This window comes from Desulfovibrio subterraneus, assembly GCF_013340285.1.
GTDB lineage: Bacteria > Desulfobacterota > Desulfovibrionia > Desulfovibrionales > Desulfovibrionaceae > Halodesulfovibrio > Halodesulfovibrio subterraneus.
In genome coordinates this window covers 379511-402235 of the sequence record NZ_BLVO01000016.1, presented here as the reverse complement: position 1 = coordinate 402235, position 22725 = coordinate 379511, and the positions used below count along the sequence as shown (strand labels likewise).

Annotated in this window: 13 protein-coding genes; 7 read left to right on the top strand and 6 right to left on the bottom strand. The window is 50.3% G+C overall.

Going from position 1 to position 22725, the window contains the following annotated elements:
* Window positions 1-8: 8 nt before the first annotated feature.
* Window positions 9-1685: an anaerobic carbon-monoxide dehydrogenase catalytic subunit gene (locus HUV30_RS16150; RefSeq protein ID WP_174406532.1), complete on the top strand. Its 1677-nt coding sequence runs from the start codon at window positions 9-11 to the stop codon at window positions 1683-1685.
* A gap of 456 nt (window positions 1686-2141) precedes the next feature.
* Here the strand turns inward: HUV30_RS16150 and HUV30_RS16145 are convergent, their stop codons facing one another.
* A complete protein-coding gene (locus HUV30_RS16145) occupies window positions 2142-2555 on the bottom strand; it encodes a GFA family protein (RefSeq protein ID WP_174406531.1) in 414 nt (137 codons plus the stop codon).
* Window positions 2556-3100: 545 nt separating this feature from the next.
* Window positions 3101-5356 carry a methyl-accepting chemotaxis protein gene (locus tag HUV30_RS16140; RefSeq protein WP_174406530.1) on the bottom strand — a complete coding sequence of 752 codons (2256 nt, stop codon included), beginning with the start codon at window positions 5354-5356 and terminating at the stop codon, window positions 3101-3103.
* A 747-nt stretch (window positions 5357-6103) separates the two neighbouring features.
* Between HUV30_RS16140 and HUV30_RS16135 the strand changes: the two genes are divergently transcribed.
* The 3 genes from HUV30_RS16135 (at window position 6104) to HUV30_RS16125 (ending at window position 9705) form a co-directional block, all read left to right on the top strand.
* Window positions 6104-6361, top strand: a complete 258-nt coding sequence (locus HUV30_RS16135; RefSeq protein ID WP_174406529.1) for a hypothetical protein — start codon at window positions 6104-6106, stop codon at window positions 6359-6361.
* A 411-nt stretch (window positions 6362-6772) separates the two neighbouring features.
* On the top strand, window positions 6773-7912 hold the full coding sequence (locus HUV30_RS16130) for an acetyltransferase domain-containing protein (RefSeq protein WP_174406528.1): 1140 nt from the start codon (window positions 6773-6775) through the stop codon (window positions 7910-7912).
* On the top strand, window positions 7909-9705 hold the full coding sequence (locus HUV30_RS16125) for an asparagine synthetase B family protein (RefSeq protein WP_174406527.1): 1797 nt from the start codon (window positions 7909-7911) through the stop codon (window positions 9703-9705). The genes HUV30_RS16130 and HUV30_RS16125 overlap by 4 nt, the downstream gene beginning before the upstream one ends.
* Window positions 9706-10727: 1022 nt before the next feature.
* On the opposite strand, the gene HUV30_RS16120 is transcribed toward HUV30_RS16125, so the two are convergent.
* Both HUV30_RS16120 and HUV30_RS16115 read right to left on the bottom strand, forming a co-directional pair.
* Window positions 10728-12881, bottom strand: a complete 2154-nt coding sequence (locus HUV30_RS16120) for a transporter substrate-binding protein (protein WP_276512323.1) — start codon at window positions 12879-12881, stop codon at window positions 10728-10730.
* Between the two features lie 1132 nt (window positions 12882-14013).
* Entirely contained in the window at window positions 14014-17313 is a 3300-nt protein-coding gene (locus tag HUV30_RS16115) for a PAS domain-containing hybrid sensor histidine kinase/response regulator (RefSeq protein WP_174406525.1), read from the bottom strand.
* 321 nt (window positions 17314-17634) lie between these two features.
* Here HUV30_RS16115 and HUV30_RS16110 point away from each other — a divergent pair, with 321 nt between their 5' ends.
* A complete protein-coding gene (locus HUV30_RS16110; protein ID WP_174406524.1) occupies window positions 17635-17793 on the top strand; it encodes a hypothetical protein in 159 nt (52 codons plus the stop codon).
* Between the two features lie 521 nt (window positions 17794-18314).
* Here HUV30_RS16110 and HUV30_RS16105 read toward each other — a convergent pair.
* Both HUV30_RS16105 and HUV30_RS16100 read right to left on the bottom strand, forming a co-directional pair.
* The gene (locus HUV30_RS16105; protein ID WP_174406523.1) at window positions 18315-19655 is read right to left on the bottom strand and encodes a sigma-54-dependent transcriptional regulator; all 1341 of its coding nucleotides are present in this window, start codon (window positions 19653-19655) and stop codon (window positions 18315-18317) included.
* Entirely contained in the window at window positions 19655-21151 is a 1497-nt protein-coding gene (locus tag HUV30_RS16100; RefSeq protein ID WP_174406522.1) for a sensor histidine kinase, read from the bottom strand. Before HUV30_RS16100 ends, HUV30_RS16105 begins: the two co-directional genes overlap by 1 nt.
* A 199-nt stretch (window positions 21152-21350) precedes the next feature.
* Here HUV30_RS16100 and HUV30_RS16095 point away from each other — a divergent pair, with 199 nt between their 5' ends.
* Both HUV30_RS16095 and HUV30_RS16090 read left to right on the top strand, forming a co-directional pair.
* A complete protein-coding gene (locus HUV30_RS16095) occupies window positions 21351-21767 on the top strand; it encodes a universal stress protein (protein ID WP_174406521.1) in 417 nt (138 codons plus the stop codon).
* Window positions 21768-21788: 21 nt separating this feature from the next.
* The gene (locus tag HUV30_RS16090) at window positions 21789-22724 is read left to right on the top strand and encodes a sulfite exporter TauE/SafE family protein (RefSeq protein WP_174406520.1); all 936 of its coding nucleotides are present in this window, start codon (window positions 21789-21791) and stop codon (window positions 22722-22724) included.
* Window position 22725: the final 1 nt, after the last annotated feature.

Below are 22725 nucleotides of genomic sequence, written 5' to 3'. Positions count from 1 at the left end.
AGATAGGCATGTACGCTGAAGACCAAACCTTTCAGAACGATAGCCACAACAAGCATGCGAGCGACAGCATCCTCAGCTCAATGGCAGAGGCCATAGCCTGTCGTGAAAGTCACACAATTCAACTTCTGCATGCTTTAAAGCTTGTCTCCGCCCCTGAAGACACCCCCCTTGATCTTGATGAACGCAGAATCAGAAACGTTGCGGGGGCGCTTGATATATCCACCAAAGGAAAAACAACAGCAGATATAGCAGTTGAACTTGCTGAATTTCTTCTCTTGAACCTTGATGTCGCGAGCCAGGGCTTTTCCAGAGTCCTTAGCGTGGTTGTTCCACCCGAACGGATACAGGTCTGGAAGGAACTTGGGGTATTGGATGCTCCTGAATCCGAAGTCTCAAATGCAGAGCCTTCGCGGAAGAATCCCGACCCCTTTGCGGCTCAGATACTCCGTTCGAGTATCTCCTTTCTGGCAAAGTGTTTGGCGGGCAACCACATTGCCGGCGACTGTCTTTTCGGATCACCGGAACGCACGACGACCAGCCTGAACCTCGAACGATTGCAGGCCAATACAATCAACATCGCATTGCACAACGAGTTCGCCGCTATGGCCGAATACCTGCTTGCTGCCAGCCAGCAGAAGAAGGCGCTGGAAGCTATCACCGAAGCCGGTGCGGCTGGTGTGCAGCTCTACGGCATCAGTAAATCCTCCGAAACGGGATTTAGCAATGCCGATGCAGTCGCTCCGCTGTCTTCTCCCAAGGGAGTCGGCTCGGCGCTTGCGACCGGCGCTCTTGATATTCTGCTGACAGACACGCACCATATCTTTACCGGCATGCTGGATATTGCAAGCTGCAACCGTACAACCGTTATCTCGCCAAACAACGTACGTTCGCTGCCCGGCGTGGAGCCCATGGGTGATGCTGATGACAAGGCCGGAGCTGAAGCGCTCGCTGAACAAATTCTCTTTCAGGCAATCGAGAGCTTCAAAGCGCGCAAGAAGACACCGCGGCATATTCCTTCAGGCACGGATAAGACGATTGTGGGCTTTAGCCTTGAGGCAGTTGATAGACATTTCGGGTGCCTTGAGCGGGTTGCATCAGCCCTTATTGACGGCAGAATCAGAGGGATTGTGTGCCTTTCAGGGTGCCACGGACACAGCGCGGAGTTTGACACTGCCATCACTGGCGTTGCAGACACCTTACTCAAGAACAACATTCTGATCTTCACAAACGGCTGCGTTTCTCTTCCGTTGATCGCGCACAGCTATTGCTCCACGGAAGCACAAAACAAATGCGGCGACATGCTGCAACTGTTCCTTGGTCAGAGCATGCCCCCTGTCTGGCACTTCGGAGGGTGTATCGACAACACTCAAATCCTCGCGACGTTCAGGGAAATTGCAAAATACGCAGGACGGCCGATCAAAGAGCTTCCATTTGCAGCTATCATTCCCGAATGTAATAGCGGAAAGGAAATCAACGCAGCTCTCACGTTCCATCTCTTCGGTGTAGATTCTATAATCCACGCCCCCTCACCATCAGAAGAACTGCAGAACATGCTGCCCTTCATGCGTGCGGAAGAACTGAAGAAGCTCGGAGCCAGCATGAGCCTTGGGACCGACATGGACCAAATAGCTCAGCAGATCATTTCAGAGGTTAGCAGGGTCAGATCCGAGTTGTGCTGGAGATAGCTGCGGCGGTCTCTTTGCTGAAGCAGTTGCGATTTGATCAGACAGTTCTCCGGGAAAATCGAAAAGGTTTCCCTTTAGATACCATAGATCCTTGATCACACTTACCGCTAGTCTTGCGTGAGCAGACGAAAAGAGCCCCTCCCGGTCATTCCGCGAGGGGCTTCTGCGTCCAATGCATCTATTGAAAGTACGTTTCATCAATTCTGCCGGACAAGCCCCAGAGAGCCCCTTTTCCTCTTCCGCCAGCTACCGGACCAATTCCCGCAGAAACAGGTCACAGGCTCGACCACAGAAGCTCTCAAAGGGCGGCAGTCCCCTTGCCCCCTTCGGGAAGAAGACCGGCACCATCGCTCGACACAGGTTTTCGATACATAACAAAAAAGCGGCCATGCCTTTCGACATAACCGCTTGTGCGTGCGTGGTGGAGCTGAACGGGATTGAACCGATGGCTCACGCTCACTCTTCAAACTCATCAGGAAGCCGCTCGAACATGGGCACATTCTCCAGTCCGGAATCCCAATTGGCCTTGTTTGCGATGAAGATATGGCCATCCGGCCTGATAGGCACATCGCTGTCGAGACTGCCAGCGGGGACGACGAGAAGCGCTCCATCCATCTGAATATTCGGCAGAGCAGAACCGCAATGAATGCAGAAGCTCTTGATATGCCCTGTTGCGTTGAAATTGAACGTCCGCACGTCCTCTTCGCCGGACAGCCACCGCAGCCTGGCTGTGGAGGAAAACAGATTGGCAGCATGGGCGGAGCCGGTGTCTTTGCGGCACCGTTCGCAGTGACAGAGGAAAAAACTATCAAAATCGCCTTCCACCTCAAATGCGACCTTGCCGCACAAACAGCCTCCTGCATGTTTCATCCTGCTTCCTCCATGGTATAGCGTCTGCTTTATGAACTGGCTCAGCGGAATAACATACCGCCAGCCGACTCAAGAAGCAAACTCGCTCCCTTGCGAAGGTCTTGAAGAACGTATCGTTCATTCACGGGAGCGGACACTCAGAGCCATTATTCGCTCAGGCAGGTGATTCGCCTGGATACGTGCAGCATGCTTTGCAGGCATAGATATGCCCTGCTGTGCTGTGAGGATACGCCTGTCTATGTGCTCAGTGTGTGGCACGGGAGGGAGGAGCGGTAGCACGATGTACTCATGCAGGATATCCTCATGGGGGGTACGAGAAAACTCTACTTTTCAGACGCACCTTCTTTCGGGGAGATTACCCTACAGCAGACAGGGGTATGAAGATCCTCAATGTACCGCCTCTGTGTCTTGTTGAAAAAGAATGGAGGGGCCGGCCAATGCCAACCCCTCCCATGCTACAGCCCCTGCCGGTTGAGACTGGCTGTTTTGGACAATTGAGATATTTAAATCAGGTCTGAAGTTCGCAACAAAGCGTCTGCCGAGGGTTAACTTTTCATTTGGGTAATGAGGCTTTGCAGTACTTGTGCCTGCCTTGCCATCTCATTAACGGCTTTTGCTGATTCCTGCATGGCTCTTGTTGTTTCAGATGAAATTTCAGCAATTTGAGCGAGTGAACGGTTGATCTCCTCGCTAGTGGCGGATTGTTCTTCAGATGCTGTCGCTATGCTGTGAACTTGTTCAGATGTCTCATCCGCAAATGAAACGATGGAATTAAGTGCCTGACCGGATTCCCCTGAAAACTCTGCAGTCTCGTTAATTTTTGTGACTGCGGTTTCTACATGAACTATGTTAACCTGTGTTCCATGTTGGATTTTTTTGATGGCAGCCCCTACTTCCTTGGTCGCTGTCATTGTTTTTTCAGCCAGTTTACGAACTTCGTCAGCAACAACGGCAAAGCCGCGACCGGCTTCGCCAGCCCTGGCAGCCTCTATGGCAGCGTTAAGGGCAAGGAGGTTTGTTTGGTCTGCGATATCTGATATGACTTCCATAACTTGCCCTATGCTTTTCGCATCTTCACCCAAGATAGTAACGTCTTTCTTGAGCTGCTTGGCTATGGACTGCACTTCTTCCATGCTGGAAAGAACCTGGGTGACGATGTTTGATCCTGTTTGCGCCTTCTCCTTCGTTTGATTAGCGGTTTCAGCTGATCTTGATGCGTTTTTTGCAACCTCTAACACCGTTACGTTCATCTCTTCCATCGCCGTCGCAGCTTCGCTGATTTGGGCATATTGATCCGTTGTGCTTCGGGTTGATTTATCGATTTGCGATATGAGCTGTTCCGAAGCTGAAGTTACAATATTAACAACTTCTTCAAGACCTCTAGCAGCTTGAAGTTTGCCATCCCGTTCAGCTCTTGCGGCCTGTTCTTTTGCTTTGTTCGCTTCTGCAACAGCAGTATTTGCTCGTTCAGCTTCCTCTTCAGCGGCTTTACTTTTCTCTTCGGCTTCAACGATCATCCGCTTCAGATTTGTGACCATCTTTCGCAACGATTCCGCGAGGATGCCTATCTCGTCAGCCTGATTGATGTCCAATTTCTGATCAAAGTCCCCATTCGCAACGCTTTCAGCAAAACGCACAGACTTCTTTACAGGTGCCACTATTGCGCCTGCAAGGAACCAAAGTGCAATGCATGCAAAGACAGCCAATCCTATGCCGATCACCAGGACTGCCTGAATACTGTCTTTGGCATTTTCTGCCATTTCCTTGTTTAGTTGAATCGCATCAGCAAACACAATATTTCTTGGTACGGTGATCAGCACAGCCCACGGGGTTCCTGTCTCGGCAAGCGGTATTGGAGACATGGCCAAAACCGTGCCTTCTTCTTTCCCTAAATTGATGTAAAACTCCGCGGCCTTAACCTTCTGGCTTATTTGGGCTGCATACTTGTTGTCCGTCTGAGATATAGGTTTCCCGACATTATTTGCATTGGAGCTGTCTGCGACAATTATGCCCATGTAACTGATAACTTGTACAATAGCGTTGCCATCATACAGTCCTTTAGCGACATCCTCAGCGAGCCGCTGCACAAAGTCCAACCGCAAGTCTGTGCCGCCTATCCCAAGGAATTCATTATCAATCAGAATGGGAACAGACATGGTGGTAAGCCATTCCTGTCTGCCTTGCACAATGTATGGAAAGGGATCGAGGATATTTTCTTTGCCACGCTCCCGTGGACTCAAATACCATCCGCCTTTGCGCACGCCGTTGGGGTGCTGGCTTGCATCTTCGTAGCCCACGAGTGCCTGTCGTGCTATCTTCCCATTTTTATCTCTATTCCAGTAAGGAACGAAGCGCCCAGTGTTGTCATATCCATCAGCGGTTTTGCCCTGGTAGGCGCTGTCATTGCCGTCGATGGCATTGGGCTGCCATGCACTGTATGTCCCCAGAAATTCAGGATTGTCATTAAGAGCCGTGAGAAGAATATCATTAAAAACTTTTCTGATATCGATGGCATGTCGGCTTTCATCGTCAGATCGTATTGATTTGAATGCACTGGCGATGGTTCTTGCAGTATTAATATTTTTTTCAAGTTTCGATTGAATTATTCCCGCTTCGCCCTTGGCAATTCCAAGCAAACCTCTCGCTGTTGACTCTTCTATCAGGCTGTCAACTTTTATCCCTACAAACTCACTGGTATTATTCTGCTCGTAGACTTGCAAGGCTACGATTGAGATTGCGAGAATTGAAATGCAGCACGCAGAACTCAAAACAATTTTTGTCTTTATCGATTTAAAAATCATAATGACCCCTTTTGAGGATATAATTCATTGTTTGCTTGATCAGTTGGCGTGCATAAGAATGGAGCACCTACCTCATATCGCAATATTGTATGGATCATATTATATGGCAAGAATAAACTTATGCTGTTTAGCAGACGGCATGAGGCCTCGCCCCCTTTCCTTATTGTGGAATCGGTGTATTCCGCCTCGACTTGCTTCTGACTTTTCAGGAGCTAGACCGACCGCCTCGTTCATCGTCCGATACTGAGCACCCTTTGTTGGCATAGTTAGCCTCAAATGACACATAGGATATGTGCTCAGGCATCCGCAGGGACAAGACGCTGTCATCATTCAACCCAGAATGTCTCTACCATTCGCTGGTCCAATTTTAAGGGAAGGTTACACCCAAATATCCCAAGCACCTCCCCCGATAATTCAACACGCAGAGGCACTGACATTCAGTGAACATTCAGCATCAACGAAAAGCGGCAATGTCTTTCGACTTAGCCGCTTGTGTTCGCGTGGTTGAGCTGAACGGGATTGAACCGATGACCGCTTGAATACCATGCGACCCTATGGAAAAGCCTATCTCGGTATTCCTGGGAGATATGGAAAATCATGAAGGGCAAAATCGGGCAATTGGCGACATTTGCCGATCCGGGGACATTCAGCTCGATTCCCGGCCACTTCCTACGCTCATGAGGATCGCCCCCCCCCTCACTACACCCCGTTCCATGTAGCATATTGTCGCTACAAAGGAGATTCGTCATGCAGGAAACCATACGCGCGAGGGTTGATTCTCAACGCAAAGAGCAATTTAAGATAGCCGCCAAGAGCCATGGGCAAAACGGCAGCCAGCCCTTGTGCAATGTTGTGGCCAACTACGTACTCCAACACAAAGAGCAACAAATTCGCCGAGGAGAAGCTCTCCAAGCCATAGAGAACAATGATACAAGGTACGATGTTGCCGGAACTACCTTTTCACGCGGATGGACACTTGGGGCGCTGATTCCACGCCCTTCATAATCAAGGGCGCACCGAAATACGAACTTAATGCTCCTCCGACTCCCTCGGCCACCAATATGCTCCAGCCTTGTGAGAATGCAGCAGCGTTAGGCAAGTGAGACACCATTATACCCTTCAATCCGCGTGTCCTAACTAGCTATTCCCATAATAAGCAAAGACTCATACAACATTTTGCGCATTGGATTGCTTTGTATTGATGGAAAGAAATCCGACATAACAAAAATAATATATGACATTGAACTATCATGATTGCTGTGATATAATCTAAAAAAGAACTTTTACATTACCGTAAGCCAGAGATAAGCAGAGCCCTCCTTTGCGCTACTACAAATTATACACCGGGCAATCTTCATTATCCAGACACCACTGATACAAATCAGGCTACACTCAAGCAACGAGCGAACAATACCCATGAAACGTCTGCCCGCCATTGATACCGTCAGAGGCATTGTCATTGTTCTCATGATTTTGGATCATACTCGTTTTTTCTTTAGTCCCTCGATATTTTCACCAACCGACTTACAACATACAACGCCGGCGTTGTTTACCACTCGCTGGATAACGCATATTGCTGCCGTCGCATTCATTCTTCTGGCTGGTGCCAGCGCCCATTTATATGGCCTGCGGCATGGCGAGAGAGGTACCCGCCCCTTCCTGCTGCGTCGGGGAGTATTCATTGCCATGCTGGAACTCTCACTAGTCAAGTTTTGCTGGAATTATCGTATGGATTTTTCCATGACCTATCTGCAGGTCATATGGGCCATAGGATGGTCCATGGTCTTGCTTGCCTGTGTTATTTCAATTCCAAGACTAGTTGGTTTTAGTGCAGCACTCTGCTGCATTCTATCCCAATATATCGCCCCTGCCATCACAGGACGCGCCGACACGCTACCAGAATTGCTGAGTGCCCTTCTCTGCATTCCGGGTACTTTTGTCCTGCCTCATAACATGGCTTTTCATACCTCATACCCCGTTTTACCTTGGTTCGGCCTAATGTGGATTGGCTATTTGGGGGCCCCGGTACTCCTTGCCCGCTCCGTGCAAGCAAGACGAAAACTCATGGCGTATTCCGGACTGGCATGCTTTGCCCTTTTTGCAGTAATCCGATGGCAATGCGAAGATACAAGTTCTCTGACTGCGTTCCTCAACGTACAGAAGTATCCTCCCCAAGCGGACTACCTGCTCGTTACCACGGGGCTGTTCCTTTTTCTGTATATTACCGTAGAATATTTCCATGAACACAGCCTTTCGTTATTAAATCCTACACTGAGCATCTTTAACCTTTTTGGCAAAGCTCCTCTCGTTATCTACATGATCCATCTTTTCTTTCTTCAGATACTGAGAAATGCCATAAACTGGTATCCTTCTGTATTCAATTCAATACCAATTTTTAACACTACCCCTGAAGGGCTTTTTCACCTTTCTGCTGTATATTTCATTGCCGCGTTAACCTCAGCGTGCATGCTCCCTATCGCACTTTTGTTTATCCGAACCAAAAACAACACCTCTCGCACATCAATATTCAAGAATTCAAAAGAATATAAAATATGACCATAGTTTTCGGCATGGTTTCAGCCACCCCTTTTCTTCACGACAAGGAATTCGAGGCCATGGAGGCTGCCATGCTCAAAGCCGCTTCACTGAGCGGACTGCGCTCTCTGCAAACATGCCCCACAGCCCATGGGTTGCTCGGAGGTTTTGCTCCAGAGGGAGTACAGTGCATTTTCAGTGATAAAAAAAGAAACTACACCTACATTATTGGCGGAGAATTCTTTTCCGCACCCTTTTCAAGAACACTTCCGGGCAGTCTTGACTCAGAAGAGGGACATGATTTTCTGAACAGCATATTCAGTACTGACGCGGATCGCCTGCGCATGCTTGACGGTCACTTCTGCATTGCCCGCTACTGCCGCACAACACTTTCTCTCCGCATGGTTAACGACGCCATGGGGTTATACCCCCTTTACATTGTACAGCGTGACAGATGGATAGCCTTTGCCAGTGAATATCAGGTGCTTATTGAGCTTGGCCTGCCACATAAACTCGACACACAGTTTTTGGCAGACTGGGCATTATACGGGTTCAGCTGTGACGGGCGCACTCCTTTGCTGGACCTCAACAGTGCACCCCCTGCCAGCGATATTGGCATATCATTCAACGACGGCTCGTTGACCATAACAACCTCCTGCTACGATGACTGGGACTACACAATAGACGATTCACTTACTCTAGGTGCTGCCGCCGAGTTGTTATGCGAGCATATGCGGCATAGCATGTACGCCTTTCTGCAAGATGGGCGAGTTCCCACCTTGCCTATAACCGGCGGTTATGACAGCAGACTCATGATGGCTTGTCTGCCTGATACCATAAGGCAATCCATGCAATGGGTAACCATATGCAGTCCGGACTTATCAGAGAGTGAAGATCGAGATGTTCTCATCGCGAAACAGATCTGCGCAGCATTTGGCCTTCCCCATAAAGTCCAACACCTCGGAAAAAACCCAAACATTTTGGCAGAATCGGAACAGCAGAAGTGCTTGTACGAGCCGTTAAGGCCAGTGAAGTTGGAATACGGCATTCACGGTCATTTTTCCGGCTATCTCAAAGGACTGCCCCCTGATTTTTCCGCCCTAGAAAGTAGACGTGAGGCTGTGTTTCAAACTTATTTCTCATCTGATTTTTGTGAATATAATTCCTCCCGATTTGTTCCCATCTCAAATAATGCTGATTACGGTAGAGATGAGAACAGAGATCTCAAGTACTATTTACTTAATAATATTCGCTGTTTTCTCAATCAAGATCATTTGGGAGGCGGAAAATGGCTGAATCCGATCGTGTTTTTTTGGCAACCACTTCGCACCCCTTTTGGCAGTGCTGCTCTGTGCAGACAACTTCTTCGTATTCCTGCGCGGTACAGGAAAAACGGCCTGCTTTTTCTCAAGATCATGGAAAAACTTGATCCGCGCATGTTCAATTTCCCTTTCACATCTCAGCCTTTTCCCATCGACTGTACAAAACATCTGTCTAGCGCACCGGTAAAGGTTCAGGTTGGGACAGATTATCAAGCAGCACGCCCAGCCTTCTGGAAAGACATGCTCAAGCAGAGCCTGATCTCCGGCAGAGCAACTGCGAGAGGCATCTATTCAAAAAAATGGCTGGGGCAAGTCGGAGCCCGATACTGTATGCTTGCAGGAGGAGCCCGTTTGATACCAACTTTTGTGCAAAAACATTGGCGTTTTCAGAAGATAGTGCCGCCAATGGCGGATCAACACTTTATAAAGCTTGAGAACTGGTTGTGTAATTATGGGGACAAAGACGATTCCCCCTTGGGGTTAACCAAATAGCAACAACCCATGTTCTGTGGCGTTTCCGCTGAACAGTCCCGAAAAAGACGCTATGCAGAGGTGACCCGAGAGAACTGAACCACTAGCTAAGGCGGACATACGTGTTGCCAGAATCAACATGCCAGAGATCAAGGTTAAACCCCTGAGATGAAGCCCTGAATGGAAGCTTCCGGCTGAACTATTACCTTACGAATAATCTTTGATCCCATATACTGCCAGACTTGCCTCACAGCCCCCCCTCGCATTCTCTCAAGAACAGACCACAGGAGCGACCACAGAGGCTTTCAGGAGTGGTAGCCTCCTTGCCTCCTTCGGAAAAAGCCCAGCTCCCCTCTTCACCGTCCAGCTCGTCCACCGAGGCCACCACGTAGTTATTCGGCCTTTTGGTTCTGAGTCGGGTTATCCGAAGAATTATCAGATGCTTCGTTTCACCCCTACACACTGGATAACTGGCTGATCGCCTGACGTTTCAAGACGCATTGCACCCACTGGATGTTCAACCTTCAGCGGTGTGTTTCGCCGGCCCATTTATATCCCAAGCGCAGATATCGAAGATGCGGCTCACCAGCAGCACTGACATTCAGTGAACATTCAGCATCAACGAAAAAGCGGCCATGTCTTTCGACTTAGCCGCTTGTGTTCGCGTGGTTGAGCTGAACGGGATTGAACCGATGACCGATTGAATGCCATGCCGCCCTAGGGGAAATATTGTCTCGACATTTCCATGAGATACGGGAGATCATGAAGGGTAAGGTCGGGCAATTGGCGACATTTACCGACTGGGGATATTCAGCTCGTTTTCCGTCTCATATCCTACACCTATAAGCGTAAGCTTCCCCTAAATGGACAGAGGTCAAAAATAGAGTTTCTGGCATACCCATGTCAGGAGACGACCATGAAAAAATGATGATTCACTGAGACACAGAGCCTTGCCCTCCTCAAGGATGGCGAAGCTTGTATCAAGACAAACGATATTCGCCGTAAGCAAGTGGCGTTTCGGCAACTCAGGGCACTTGATCCAATCATTGATTGCTTTCCGTCAAGGCGCAAGCAGACGCGAAGTCATCGGGGATCATTCTCTCCACTCGGTTGCGTCCCTCCTTCTTAGCACGATATACCGCAAGATCTGCGGCTTTAAGGAGGCCGTCAGCGTTGTTTATGCATCCTGTCATGGCGGCCACACCGAGGCTGATTGTGCAATGCAAGGCGTGATTCTGTATGGTTATCACATGATCCTCGACGGTCGCACGGAGCCGTTCCGCAACTGCGATTGCACCATCCATTCCTGTCTGCGGCAAAGCAATCGCAAACTCTTCGCCCCCCAGCCTGCCAACTATGTCCACTTCCCGTGCGACCTCCTTGGCACGCTCGGAAATGCTCTTCAGGACCTTGTCGCCTACATCATGCCCGTATGTGTCATTAACCAATTTAAACTTATCAACGTCGAACATGATAAGCGTAAACGGCAGAGCATATCGATCGCTACGTTCTATTTCCTTAGTCACTAATTCCAAAAATCTTCGTCGGTTCAATAGTCCAGTCAACGCGTCTGTTTGAGCGAGAAGACGCATTCTCTCTTCATTCGCCTTAAGAGCATCTTCAATCAACACTTGGTCAGTTATATCCATCACAGTGCCATGGTAGTGGCTCGCACAGCCATGTTCGTCAAAAAGCACAACGTTGCGTACCTGCACATGGCGAATTTTTCCGTCTGCTCTCCGGATGCGGCATCGACAATTCAATTCTGTGGCGCTACGTACCGATTTTGAAATTGCACGAACAAAATCCTGCCGATCTTCTTCGAGCAAATGGCGAGTAAATTCCCTCAGGCTTGGTCGTAACTTGCCAGGAGATTCACCAAGGATATGGAATAACGTATCTGACCAGTATCCTTCACCAGACTCCAGATTGCGTTCAAACCCACCAATTTTGGCGATCTCCTCTGATTCCGAGAGTCTCCGGATAGTTTTCTCCAGAGCAGTTGCCATTGCCTTGCGCGCCAAAACTTCTGTTTCAAGTTGAGCACGCATTGTTATGTCTTGCGGCAATTGGTTGAGCACCTGTAGTAGCAGCCCCTTGAATGGCAAGTCAGTCTGTTCAATCCCCAGCCACGGCAGAGGCTCGATTGGCCCGTCACTCTGCCAAAGAACATCGAATTGTCCATGCTCGTCACATCGTCCGATAAGGCCGTTTCGAAGAACATGCTGGTTTGGCCTGATCTCTAATCGGCCGAGGGGACAATTTATGCCACTTCCTGCAAGGTTGTTTCGTACATCCACATGATCGAACGAGCCGATGCGCTCAACGACAGAGGCCCACAATAGCACCTGGCTGTAAGCCGTGGCTATGGGATCTGAAGAAACAAAGATTCCGGCGGATGCAAGCTTTCTAAGGAACGATCTATTGTCAGGATTGTCGAGAGACTGGAAGTATCCCCAGCATGCAAGGTGCCCCTTGGGACTATAAGAATATTTTGAATATAGATCCTCAGTGCAACTCATGGACAAGGTAATGCCTTGCTCTTGCATGCCGGCACGGTACATTTGCTCGAAAAAGTAGATATTGCCAATACCGTTGACGGTATTGATAATTATGTCTGGCCTAGATTCGCGCAGATCAGTTATAAGAGAGGAAAAGTCCTTGCAATCAAGAGGCTTATATTTCTCATATACGACATGGGCATCTGTCATGGCGAGCATAGATGTTACAAGCTTGTTGGCCGTACGAGGGAAGACATAATCCGAGCCAACTAATGCAAAACGTCGTTTCCCTGTTGAAAGAGCCCACTCAACGGCTGGCGCGATCTGTTGATTCATACAGCTGCCAGTGTATACGACATTGGGAGATTGCTCCAATCCCTCGTACTGCACAGGATACCAGAGCAATGAATTCTGCTGCTCCACAACCCGTTTTACTGCTTTTCTTGACGAAGAAGTCCAGCAGCCAAACAGAGCGCATGGCTTTATTTGGCGAAGAAGGCTACTGGCCGCTTTTTCAAAGGATTCTGCATCAGACAGCCACTCCGGAATGTGGGCCTTTACCCTTCGACCGAGCAGCCCCCCTTTTTCATTAATCTCATCAACAGCCAAAAGGGCTGCTTTAATAAGCAGGAGCTCGTTGGGAGCCATTGGCCCTTCCTGCGAATGCAAAATACCAATATGTATAGGTGAATGCATTTTTATCCTTTACCTCAAAACTAAGTGGACAAATACTTTTTATTCCGAAGTGATAATTACAACCAACTCCAAGAATACAATCAATATAGCTATTATATTATTACCCACACCCACCCTTGCAGAAATTAATACAAATAAAATCACAATTCACAACTCGACATACTGGTCGCAACAACACTGATTATGCATATCATGCTATTTACAGCAACAAAAAGATAACGTTACGACATACTTGATATTTACACTTTCCCATGCACCGCTCGAAGATCTCCAAATTATTAATACATGTATGATATTGTATTTGATGTGACCAGCTCATGATTGGCAGGAGAGGCATGGTGGCTCAACTCCAACCACCAAAAGGTATGAAGTCTCAATCAACATTCACAGCGTAAATATTAAAAACTTACATCAATACATGTGCCAATATAGGCTTTATGTAATATCTACATTGACCAGCCCAAGTTTTTTATACCAAGTACAAAATTAGTAACACGCCCTCAGGGGCTGCACCTCATTCATCCCTATAGCCGATAATTCTCGAAGAGGCGAGATGGGCGAATTGGCAGGCTTGAAGCAATCCTGAAACTGCCCACGCTGCATTTACCTTTCACAAATGACTTTTGGATCAAGGCGCATTTCAACCACTGAAGGTTCAATCTTCAGTGATGGTGTATTGTCAGTTCCCAAATATCCCAAGCACCTCCCCCGATAGTCCAACACATCAGCGACACTGAGATTCAGTGAACATTCAGCAACAAAGAAAAAGCGGCCATGTCTTTCGACATAACCGCTTGTGTTCGCGTGGAGGAACTGAACGGGATTGAACCGATGATCTCTTGAATGCCATACAACCCCACTGGAAAGACTATTCTTGTACTTCAATGAGATATTTGAGATTAAGAAGAGTAAAGCCGGGCAATTGGCGGCATTTGCCGACCGGGGATATTCAGCTCGTTTTCCATCTCACATCCTATACCTATTTAGAAATGTGGCAGCAAGCGCAACACATTTTGGACCCACAAAGCTGGACAAAAGGTTCACTTGAAAGGCGCCTCTAGGCTCAATGAAGCACCCTAGACGTAAATGAATGGTGCACACCCTTTTTTTTGGGGGGGCCGGCCATCTCAGATTAAGACTTTAGCGCTCGTCTCTCGATGACCTTAAGTACTAAAGCCGTAAGTGTAGTAATATTAATTGGCTTGGCTACGTAATCATCCATTCCGGCAGCCATAAACCTTTCTCTGTCTCCGACCATTGTGTATGCACTAACGGCAATAATGGGGATGTCCGCCACCCTCTTGAAACGCTCTTGGCTACGAATGGCCAAGGCAGTCTCGACGCCGTCCAACTCTGGCATTTGAATGTCCATCAGGATTATATCAAAAGAGCCTTCTTCAAGACACTGCAAAACGTTTAGCCCGTCCACGGCCACCGTCACTTGAAATCCTGCCAGCTCAAGGAGCTTCATCGTCGCAATTCGCGTCACGCCGTCGTCTTCGGCCAGAAGAACGCGCTGTCCTTCCGCGCGTGTCGACTTGATGGTCGCTTCGGGCAATACTGATAGTTCGGGGTTTATCCCAAACGGTATTGAGACGTACACCGAAGTCCCCACTCCAGGCTCACTGTCTATGGCGAGCCCTCCTTCAAGCAACTTCACAATCCGTTTTACTATAGCTAGCCCTAGGCCCGCTCCTTGAAACCGGCGTACATAGGAACTTTCCTCTTGTACAAAGGGTTCGAAAACGTATTCTAGCGCTTCCTCCGATATTCCTGTCCCGGTATCTTGTACGACAAAGAGGATATGGCAGACGGCTGCCCCCCTTCTGGGCAGGGCGAAAAAGTCGATCCGCACAGTCCCTTGCCGAGTGAATTTGATGGCATTGCCGGTAAGGTTAAGCAACAGCTGTCGCACTCTAACTTCATCGCCCAGCACGGCATGCGGAAGACGCTCATCAATGCCACATTCAAGCGTGAGACTCTTTTCCTTGGCGCTCATGCTTAACAAATCCACAACCGACTGCATTAGACTATGAATTTCGAACTGTTCCACTCGTACAGGCATCAGGCCCGCTTCGATCCGCGAGAGGTCAAGAATGTCAGATAACAAACTCGCGAGCCTGTCGGATGAGTTAATGGCTTTATCCAGGTATTCCTTTTCTTCTGGAGACTTGGCAACGGCCGATAACAATTGGAGCATGCCCATAATTCCGTTGAGCGGCGTACGGATTTCATGGCTCATATTCGCCAGGAACTCTGACTTGGCCTTGTTAGCTGCTTCTGCTCTGGCTTTAGCCTCAAGCAGCTCAAGAGAGGCCTTTTTACGTTGATCGATATCTTGAATTATGCCGATTACCGAAGTGCGGTCTTCAGCTTCCATTTTGCCAACCGCGCGCAGATGGACCCATTTGCGTTTGCCCTTCGCGGTTGTCAGCTCACACTCCATGTCGTTTGTAGCGTCATCGGTCAGAGCCGAGGTCAGCACCTGCCTTATCTGCGGAAGGTACTCAGGCGAAAAGTATTGCATGCCTTCAGAGAGACTCGGCCTATAGTCAATGGGCATCTCTATGATGCGGTTAGCCTCGTCGCTCCAGAACAGATAGTCTTCATTGATGTTGACCTTCAAACCCCCGATCATGGCGATTCTCTGAATCTCTTGAAGAAACATCTCCCTCTCCCTGAGGGCCTCTTCGTTTCGCATGCGCTGGGTAATATCGCGGGCGATGCTCAACACGCCTATCAATTGGCCTTGAGCGCCCTTCATCGGCGTCTTTATGGTCTCAAAAAAGCCACGGTAGCCATCTTCGGCGTAAGTCAACCATTCTTCGTTGATGCTGGGAGAGCCTGCCTTAATGGCCAACAAGTCCTTCTCTCTAAAATAATCCGCCAATTCCTGGTCGAAGAAGGCATAGTCGTCCTTGCCGAGCATCTCCGCTTCTTTCTTGCCGGAGAGACGCTCAAAAGCCTCGTTGCAGTGCATATACACACCGTTTGGAGTCTTGAGCCAAACAGGATCCGGGATGCTATTCATCAGGGTGCGCAAGGTCAGCTCGGACTTTCGTAATTCATCCTCCGTTCTGGTGCGCTCGGTGACATCTCGGAATATGCCAAGAATGGCATTCTTCCCTTGGATATTTATTGGAGTAGTGCGAATTGAGACGATTCGAAGCATATTGCCGTTGGCCAGCACAGTGACATCTTGCGTGATACCTTCGGTTCCCACGTGAGCTTTAAAGTCGACAGCAAAGCAGTCTTCCTCTTCAGCTTGAACAGGATGCATGACGCTTTTCTGGCGCTGGCCCACAAGCATATCCCGGGAACGTCCAAAATACCGCTCGGCCGCCTTATTGCACTCAAGGATAATTCCGGTGGCCACCTCTGCCACCATGACGGGGTCATCTATGGTATCAAATAGGTTCTTGTACTTCTCATTGCTCTCGTAAAGGGCCAATTCTGAAGCTTTTCGTTCAGTGATGTCACGCACGAACCCGCTGAAATATGGCGTACCAAGGGGTTGGTATTGGATACTCACCTCAACGTCAAAATCGCTGCCATCAACTCGCTTATGCTTCGATTCAAAGCGGCTAAACTCTTTTCCTCTAGTTTCTATCAAGATTCCATTAAGTTCGTTTGGATGCGTCACGGCATCAAGCTCGACAACATGCCTGCCCAGCAAAGCGCGTGCAGGGAAACCAGTAAGGCGGCAGTATGATTGATTAACCTCTTTAACATACCCTTGATCATCAAGAAGAAAGAACCCATCAATGGCAGACTGAAGAACGAAATGGTACTTATCTTCCTGCTGTTGCTGGATAATCTGCATTTTTTCAAAGAACATGATGATGGTGCCTATGGCAACGAGCAAGGCCATTAGCGAACCGAACAGGAACCCCCAAGGACTTATAAACGCAATGTGGCGCAGCAATGGATAATCATATTGGTGCAACCCCCAAAGCGCAAACGCTGCACCAGATAATTTGCGCCCTACATCTCCGTAATCACTGTCGAGGCGGAAAAGCATATGGCTACACAATATAAATATTGTTCCCAAAGACAGATAACTTGGTATGTATATATAACTCCAGAGATTCTGTGAAAATGCTGCTATAGATAAAAAAAGTATAAATAGTAAAGAAAATACATATAATCTTTTCGGAAATACCTTCCTCGCAAAAGAAGTAATACCTTTATAAAGAAGCAGTGCCGCTATCATTATTAAACATTGCTCGCCAAACAACAACACCTTGTTGCCTTCTCCCATCAGGACATTTGCCAGAATGCAAACACTTCTTGCAGAGAATGCGGCGAATGCTAACCCCCAATACGCTAAATAAACGTGATCGTACTTAGATTTGAGGAAAAAGAATATGAGTGTCAGGATTCCAGAGTTAGCGATCACAGAAACCAGCCCAATTGGTAGCCAATTGCCCATGGGCACCTCCCAAGTTTGCAATCTCCAAAACTAGCATCCCAGCTCGCCTATACTATTATTTTCGAGGCATGGTATTTACTTTGCCAAACGAGATGGAGATGGACAGTGGAGTTGCCCCACCACCAAGCCGACCACTCAACGTTTGGTAAATCGAATACCGTTAGCTTCCCCTAAAAGCACACAGGGCAAAAATAGAGTTTTATGGATATCTACGCCCGTTCATCCTCGTAGACATCATGCTGGGGGGGGATTGACGCAGCCCCCCTCTGGCTTGCCGACTCGGACAAGCTGAAGAACGTACTGCGGAAGGAGGCGAGTATCGTGAAGATAAGTGATCAGCGCCCGGTTATGATCCGATGGAAGGATACGCTGGTCATACCCCGTGATCCGGTGGTGACTGAGGAAATGGGAGGAACGGAAGTTGACGAGGCTGACAGCAATGTGGGGTGTGAAACGGAGTTGGTAGAGGCCTCTTCGTAATCTTGTCCGTCTGAGAACCACACTACCGAGTTCGTCCCGCAGCCCGTTCCGCCACTGAACGTTCAATCTTCAGTGATGGTGTACCGTCAGCCCCCAAATATCCCAACCACCTACCTCGATAGTTCAACACGTCAGAGACACTGACATTCAGTGAACATTCAGCAACAACGAAAAAAGCGGCCATGTCTTTCGACATAGCCGCTTGTGTTCGCGTGGTGGAGCTGAACGGGATTGAACCGATGACCTCTTGAATGCCATGCAACCCTACGGAACAGATTGTCTTGGTATTTCTTTTGGATATGCGATATAATGAATAACTGCGTCGGACAATTGCCGACATTTGCCGACCAGGGATATTCAGTTCGATTCTGGCTCATTTCCTACGCTCATGAGGATAACCCGCCCTATTTACATACTACCCGCTGTTACATCCTGGAGCCACAACGGCCGACAAGTGCTGGCCGCTTCACAATTTCTATACCGTACTGCATGGGGGCACGGCACAGAGATCCTCCCCCTACCTACTCCACCCCGTACTGCTTGAGCTTACGCCAGAGCGTGGTTCTGGGAATATCGAGAATCTGAGCTGTCATACCCTTGTTGTAGCCGGTCTTTTCCAGCACCTTGATGATGTAGCGGCGCTCCATCTCTTCAAGGGTGGGCAGGCCGTCGCCTTCCATCGTGTCGAATTCCAGCTGCTGCAGGTCGCCGGGCAGGTCGCGGGCATGAATTTCCTCGCCCTCTGTCAGGGCCACGGCGCGTTCTATGATGTTCTCAAGCTCGCGCACATTGCCGGGGTAGCTGTAGTTGGCAAGAATCTGCATGGCCTGCGGGTGAATGCCCGTAACCTGCTTGTGAAAGGCAAGGCTGTATTTTTCCATGAAGTGCCGGATGAGCAGAGGAATATCCTCACGCCTTTCCGCAAGATGTGGCAGCGATATGGAAACCACGTTCAGGCGGAAATAGAGGTCTTCTCGGAAGTTGCCGTGCTCCACCTCATGCTTGAGATCCTTGTTGGTGGCGGCGATAACGCGGATGTTCAGGTCAATGGGCGTGGTGCCGCCCACGCGCCGTATCTGGCGCTCCTGTATGACATGCAGCAGTTTCACCTGCATGGGCAGCGGCATTTCGCCTATTTCATCCAGAAACACTGTGCCGCCCGCCGCAGCCTCCAGCAGCCCCACCTTGGTCGCGGTTGCTCCGGTAAATGCCCCGCGCTCATGCCCGAAAAGTTCACTGCTGATAAGCTCGTCCGTGAACCCGCCGCAGTTGAAGGCCACAAAGGGATAATCGTGCTTAGGACTGAGCTGGTGAATGGCGCGGGCCACCAGTGCCTTGCCCGTGCCGCTGCCACCCTGAACAAGCACGTTGCAGTCCACCGGCGCCACCTTGCGGACCATGCTGAACAGGTTCTGGATGGCCGGACTGTTGCCGATGATGGAGGTAAGGCCGGAATCGCCTTTGAGCGCCTCACGCAGACGGATGTTTTCCAGCCGCATGGATATGCGGTCCTGCACCTGCTTTGCCAGCAGGCGGATCTCGTTCAGGTTCACCGGCTTGGTGATGTAGTGGTAGGCCCCGTTGCGTATGGCATCTATGGCCGTTTCCACCGTGCCATGGCCGGTGACGATGATGACTTCCGTCTCCTGCCGCAACGACTTGATGCGCGAGAGCACCTCAAGCCCATCCAGATCAGGCAGACGCATGTCCAGAAACACGATGTCGAACGGCTGCTGGACCATACGTTCCAAAAAGGAACGCGCCATCATGAAGGCTTCCACCTCAAACCCTTCGCGGGCAAGGGTCTGGCTCAGCCGTTTGCATACAATTTCCTCATCATCCACAATGGCCAGTCGCAACATCAGCTCTCGCTCCCTGCCCGCAATGCGCAGGCCGTATCCTGTTCCGAAACAGAGGGGATGAGCACCGTGAACTCGGCACCTTCCCCTTCTTCGCCGCCCACATCGATACGCCCGTTATGGCGTTTGATAATGGAATAGCTCACAGCCAGCCCCAGTCCGGTACCCTTGCCCACCTCTTTGGTGGAGAAGAAGGGCTCGAAGATATGCTCCCGAATCTCATGTGGCACGCCGCTGCCGGAATCGCCCACGCAGAAGCGCACAAAACGGTCATCTTCCGTGGTGTCCACGGTGACGCGCACGGTGGAATCCTGCGGGCTTGCCTGCACCGCGTTGAGCAGCAGATTGGTAAACACCTGCTGCAGGTTGCGCAGGTTTCCGGCCACCGGCGGCAGATCCTGCGCTATGGATGTTTCAAGATACACACCCGCAATGCGGAACTGGTTCTTCACCAGCGCAATGGAGCTGTTCATTATCCGTGCAGGGTCAAGCGTATCAAACACCGGCCGCTCGGTGCGGGAAAAGTCGAGCAGGTTCTTCACGATATCCGCCGCGCGCTCTGCCTGCGAAAGAATATCGCGCAGCATCTCGCGCCCGTCGTCGTCCACGTTTTCACCGTAAACCTCGCCGAAGCTTTCCGCCGTCAGCGAAATATTGTTGATGGGATTGTTCAGCTCGTGCGCCACGCCAGCCGTCAGGGTGCCTATGGCCGCAATCTTGCGCGCCTGCAGCAGGTCTTCCTGATTGCTTTCCAGCTCCTGTGCCATCCGGTTGAAGGCGTCCACGAGCGCATTGATCTCCTCCAGCCCCGTCCCGTCATGGTGAATGGGGCTGAAATCCCCCCGCGCCACCTGCTGGGTGGTGTTCTTCACCACATCCAGCGGCCGCAGAAGGCCCAGCGCGATAAGCTTTATGACCAGCACCATGAGCAGCAGAAAAACGCCCATGAAGGCGAAGGGAAGGATGGATGAGCGCGAAATGGCCTTGTGGATGCGCTCGCGCTTGATGCGCCTGAACTGCTCGGCGGCGTCCGTGAGCTGCTTGCCGGGATCACGCAGCTCTTTGGCAGTGATGGCCTCGCCGGCAAGGGAGCGCTGCACCTGCGCATCATACGCCGCAACCGTTGCCATAAACCGCTGATACACGTCCTGCCCGACCACGCGCGGCAGATCGTCGCCCACCTCGCTGACAAGCTCGTGCACCTTGTCCATGTAGACGCGGGCTTCCTTCAGGCTTTCCTTGTCTCCGTAGATGAAGAAGTTCTTCTCCACCCGCCGCACTTCCAGAATGTTGTTCAAGAGATCGTCATACCGCTCACTGATGAGCATGCGTTCCTTGACCGTGCTCAGATTCCAGAGATGCAGCCCGGAAAGCGCACCGATGGACAGGAAGGTCACCATGAAGAGAACGAAGATCCTCCCTTTGATGGAACTCATCCGCACATGCTGCGCAAGCCAGCGTCCCGGCCCTGCAAGGGCCGCCTCTTGTTTCGGCTCCATGACACCTCCCTGATTCGGCTCGAAGGCTATGGTTCACTTTGAAACACGTTCTGCACAGATTATCCGCTTTTGTTTCAAAATGAAATAAAATGTATTCAAAACCGCCCACAACATTCTCTATCCAGCTTAATTATATGCATAAAATATTCCAGCGCATTCCGGCACCCTCATTGCTAAAGGCATTTCGCAGAGGAATTTCATGGAAAGCATACTTGTCGCAATTGACGGAAAGCACGGGTCCTGGGGGGCCCTTTCCAGAGCATGCGCACTGGCTCAACGCATGGATGTGAAACTGAACGTCCTGCTCATTGTCCCTTCCGCACGCCATGTGCTTTCGCACGCTGAGCAGCAGATGGAAGAAGACGTGCGCAAACGTCTGGGACTGCACATCGAAGCGGCAAAGTCAGAAGGCATACGCATCAACTATTTTCTGGCGGAGGGTAGCTACGACGAGGAAGTGATAGCGTTCATCAACAATAACAAGATTACTCTACTGGTGCATGAATTACCTGAAGGGGACGCACGAACCACGGAAAAAGAATATGCCACCTTGCGCACCATACGCCACAGGGTGTCGTGCAGGGTGGAAGTCGTGGCCCCCAAAAAAGGCATATAGCGAACCGCAAGAGAGGGTTATATGAGCCTTGATTTGAATCTGTATCTTCCCATCGCGGGCAACAGTGTGAACTGTCTCGCCATTCTGGGACTCGGCGGCATAGTGGGCCTGCTTTCCGGCATCTTCGGTGTCGGCGGGGGATTCCTGATGACCCCGCTGCTCATCATGCTGGGCATTCCGCCCACGGTGGCCGCGGCATCTGACTCCAACCAGATCGTGGGGGCCTCCACATCCGGCACCTTTGCCCACTTCAAGCTGGGCAACGTGGACTTCAAAATGGGCCTGCTGCTGCTTGTGGGCGGCGTTGCAGGCGGCAGCCTCGGCGTGCAGATCATCAAGGTGCTGCGCGCGCTCGGCAATGCCGACTTCCTCATCAGCATCACCTACGTACTCATGCTCGGGTTCGTGGGCGGCTACATGTTTCTTGAAAGCCTGCAGGCTCTGCGAAAGTCATCCGCTCCCAAGGCGGACGCAGCGCCCAAGCAGGAATCCCGCTATGCAAGGGCAATAGGCAAGCTGCCCTTCCAGATGGACTTTCCCCGTTCCGGCGTGCGCCTTTCCATGCTCATGCCGCTTCTTCTCGGCACCCTTGTAGGTGTTCTCGCTGCCATCATGGGTGTGGGCGGCGGGTTCATCATGGTGCCTGTCATGGTGTATCTGCTGCGCATGCCCATGCACGTGGTTGTGGGCACCAGTCTGTTCCAGATTCTTTTCACCTGCATAAACGTCACCATCATGCAGTCTGTACAGAACCACACCGTGGACTTCATCCTCGCGCTGCTGCTTCTGCTGGGTTCCTCCATCGGCGCGCAGGTGGGTACCAAAATCGGCAAGAAGCTCGGCGGCGAGCAGCTCAAGATATGTCTCGCCACACTGGTTCTGGCCGTGATGGTGAAGATGCTCTACGATCTGCTGGCACGTCCCGATGTGCTGCTGGCATACATGGGAGGTCATTAAT

What these genes read in the sequence shown, in the direction of transcription:
- HUV30_RS16140 (WP_174406530.1), bottom strand. Translation starts at nt 5,356, where the DNA reads ATGATTTTTAAATCGATAAAGACAAAAATTGTTTTGAGTTCTGCGTGC.
- HUV30_RS16135 (WP_174406529.1), top strand. Translation starts at nt 6,104, where the DNA reads ATGCAGGAAACCATACGCGCGAGGGTTGATTCTCAACGCAAAGAGCAA.
- HUV30_RS16150 (WP_174406532.1), top strand. Translation starts at nt 9, where the DNA reads ATGTACGCTGAAGACCAAACCTTTCAGAACGATAGCCACAACAAGCAT.
- HUV30_RS16095 (WP_174406521.1), top strand. Translation starts at nt 21,351, where the DNA reads ATGGAAAGCATACTTGTCGCAATTGACGGAAAGCACGGGTCCTGGGGG.
- HUV30_RS16125 (WP_174406527.1), top strand. Translation starts at nt 7,909, where the DNA reads ATGACCATAGTTTTCGGCATGGTTTCAGCCACCCCTTTTCTTCACGAC.
- HUV30_RS16090 (WP_174406520.1), top strand. Translation starts at nt 21,789, where the DNA reads ATGAGCCTTGATTTGAATCTGTATCTTCCCATCGCGGGCAACAGTGTG.
- HUV30_RS16145 (WP_174406531.1), bottom strand. Translation starts at nt 2,555, where the DNA reads ATGAAACATGCAGGAGGCTGTTTGTGCGGCAAGGTCGCATTTGAGGTG.
- HUV30_RS16120 (WP_276512323.1), bottom strand. Translation starts at nt 12,881, where the DNA reads ATGCATTCACCTATACATATTGGTATTTTGCATTCGCAGGAAGGGCCA.
- HUV30_RS16130 (WP_174406528.1), top strand. Translation starts at nt 6,773, where the DNA reads ATGAAACGTCTGCCCGCCATTGATACCGTCAGAGGCATTGTCATTGTT.
- HUV30_RS16100 (WP_174406522.1), bottom strand. Translation starts at nt 21,151, where the DNA reads ATGGAGCCGAAACAAGAGGCGGCCCTTGCAGGGCCGGGACGCTGGCTT.
- HUV30_RS16115 (WP_174406525.1), bottom strand. Translation starts at nt 17,313, where the DNA reads ATGGGCAATTGGCTACCAATTGGGCTGGTTTCTGTGATCGCTAACTCT.
- HUV30_RS16105 (WP_174406523.1), bottom strand. Translation starts at nt 19,655, where the DNA reads ATGTTGCGACTGGCCATTGTGGATGATGAGGAAATTGTATGCAAACGG.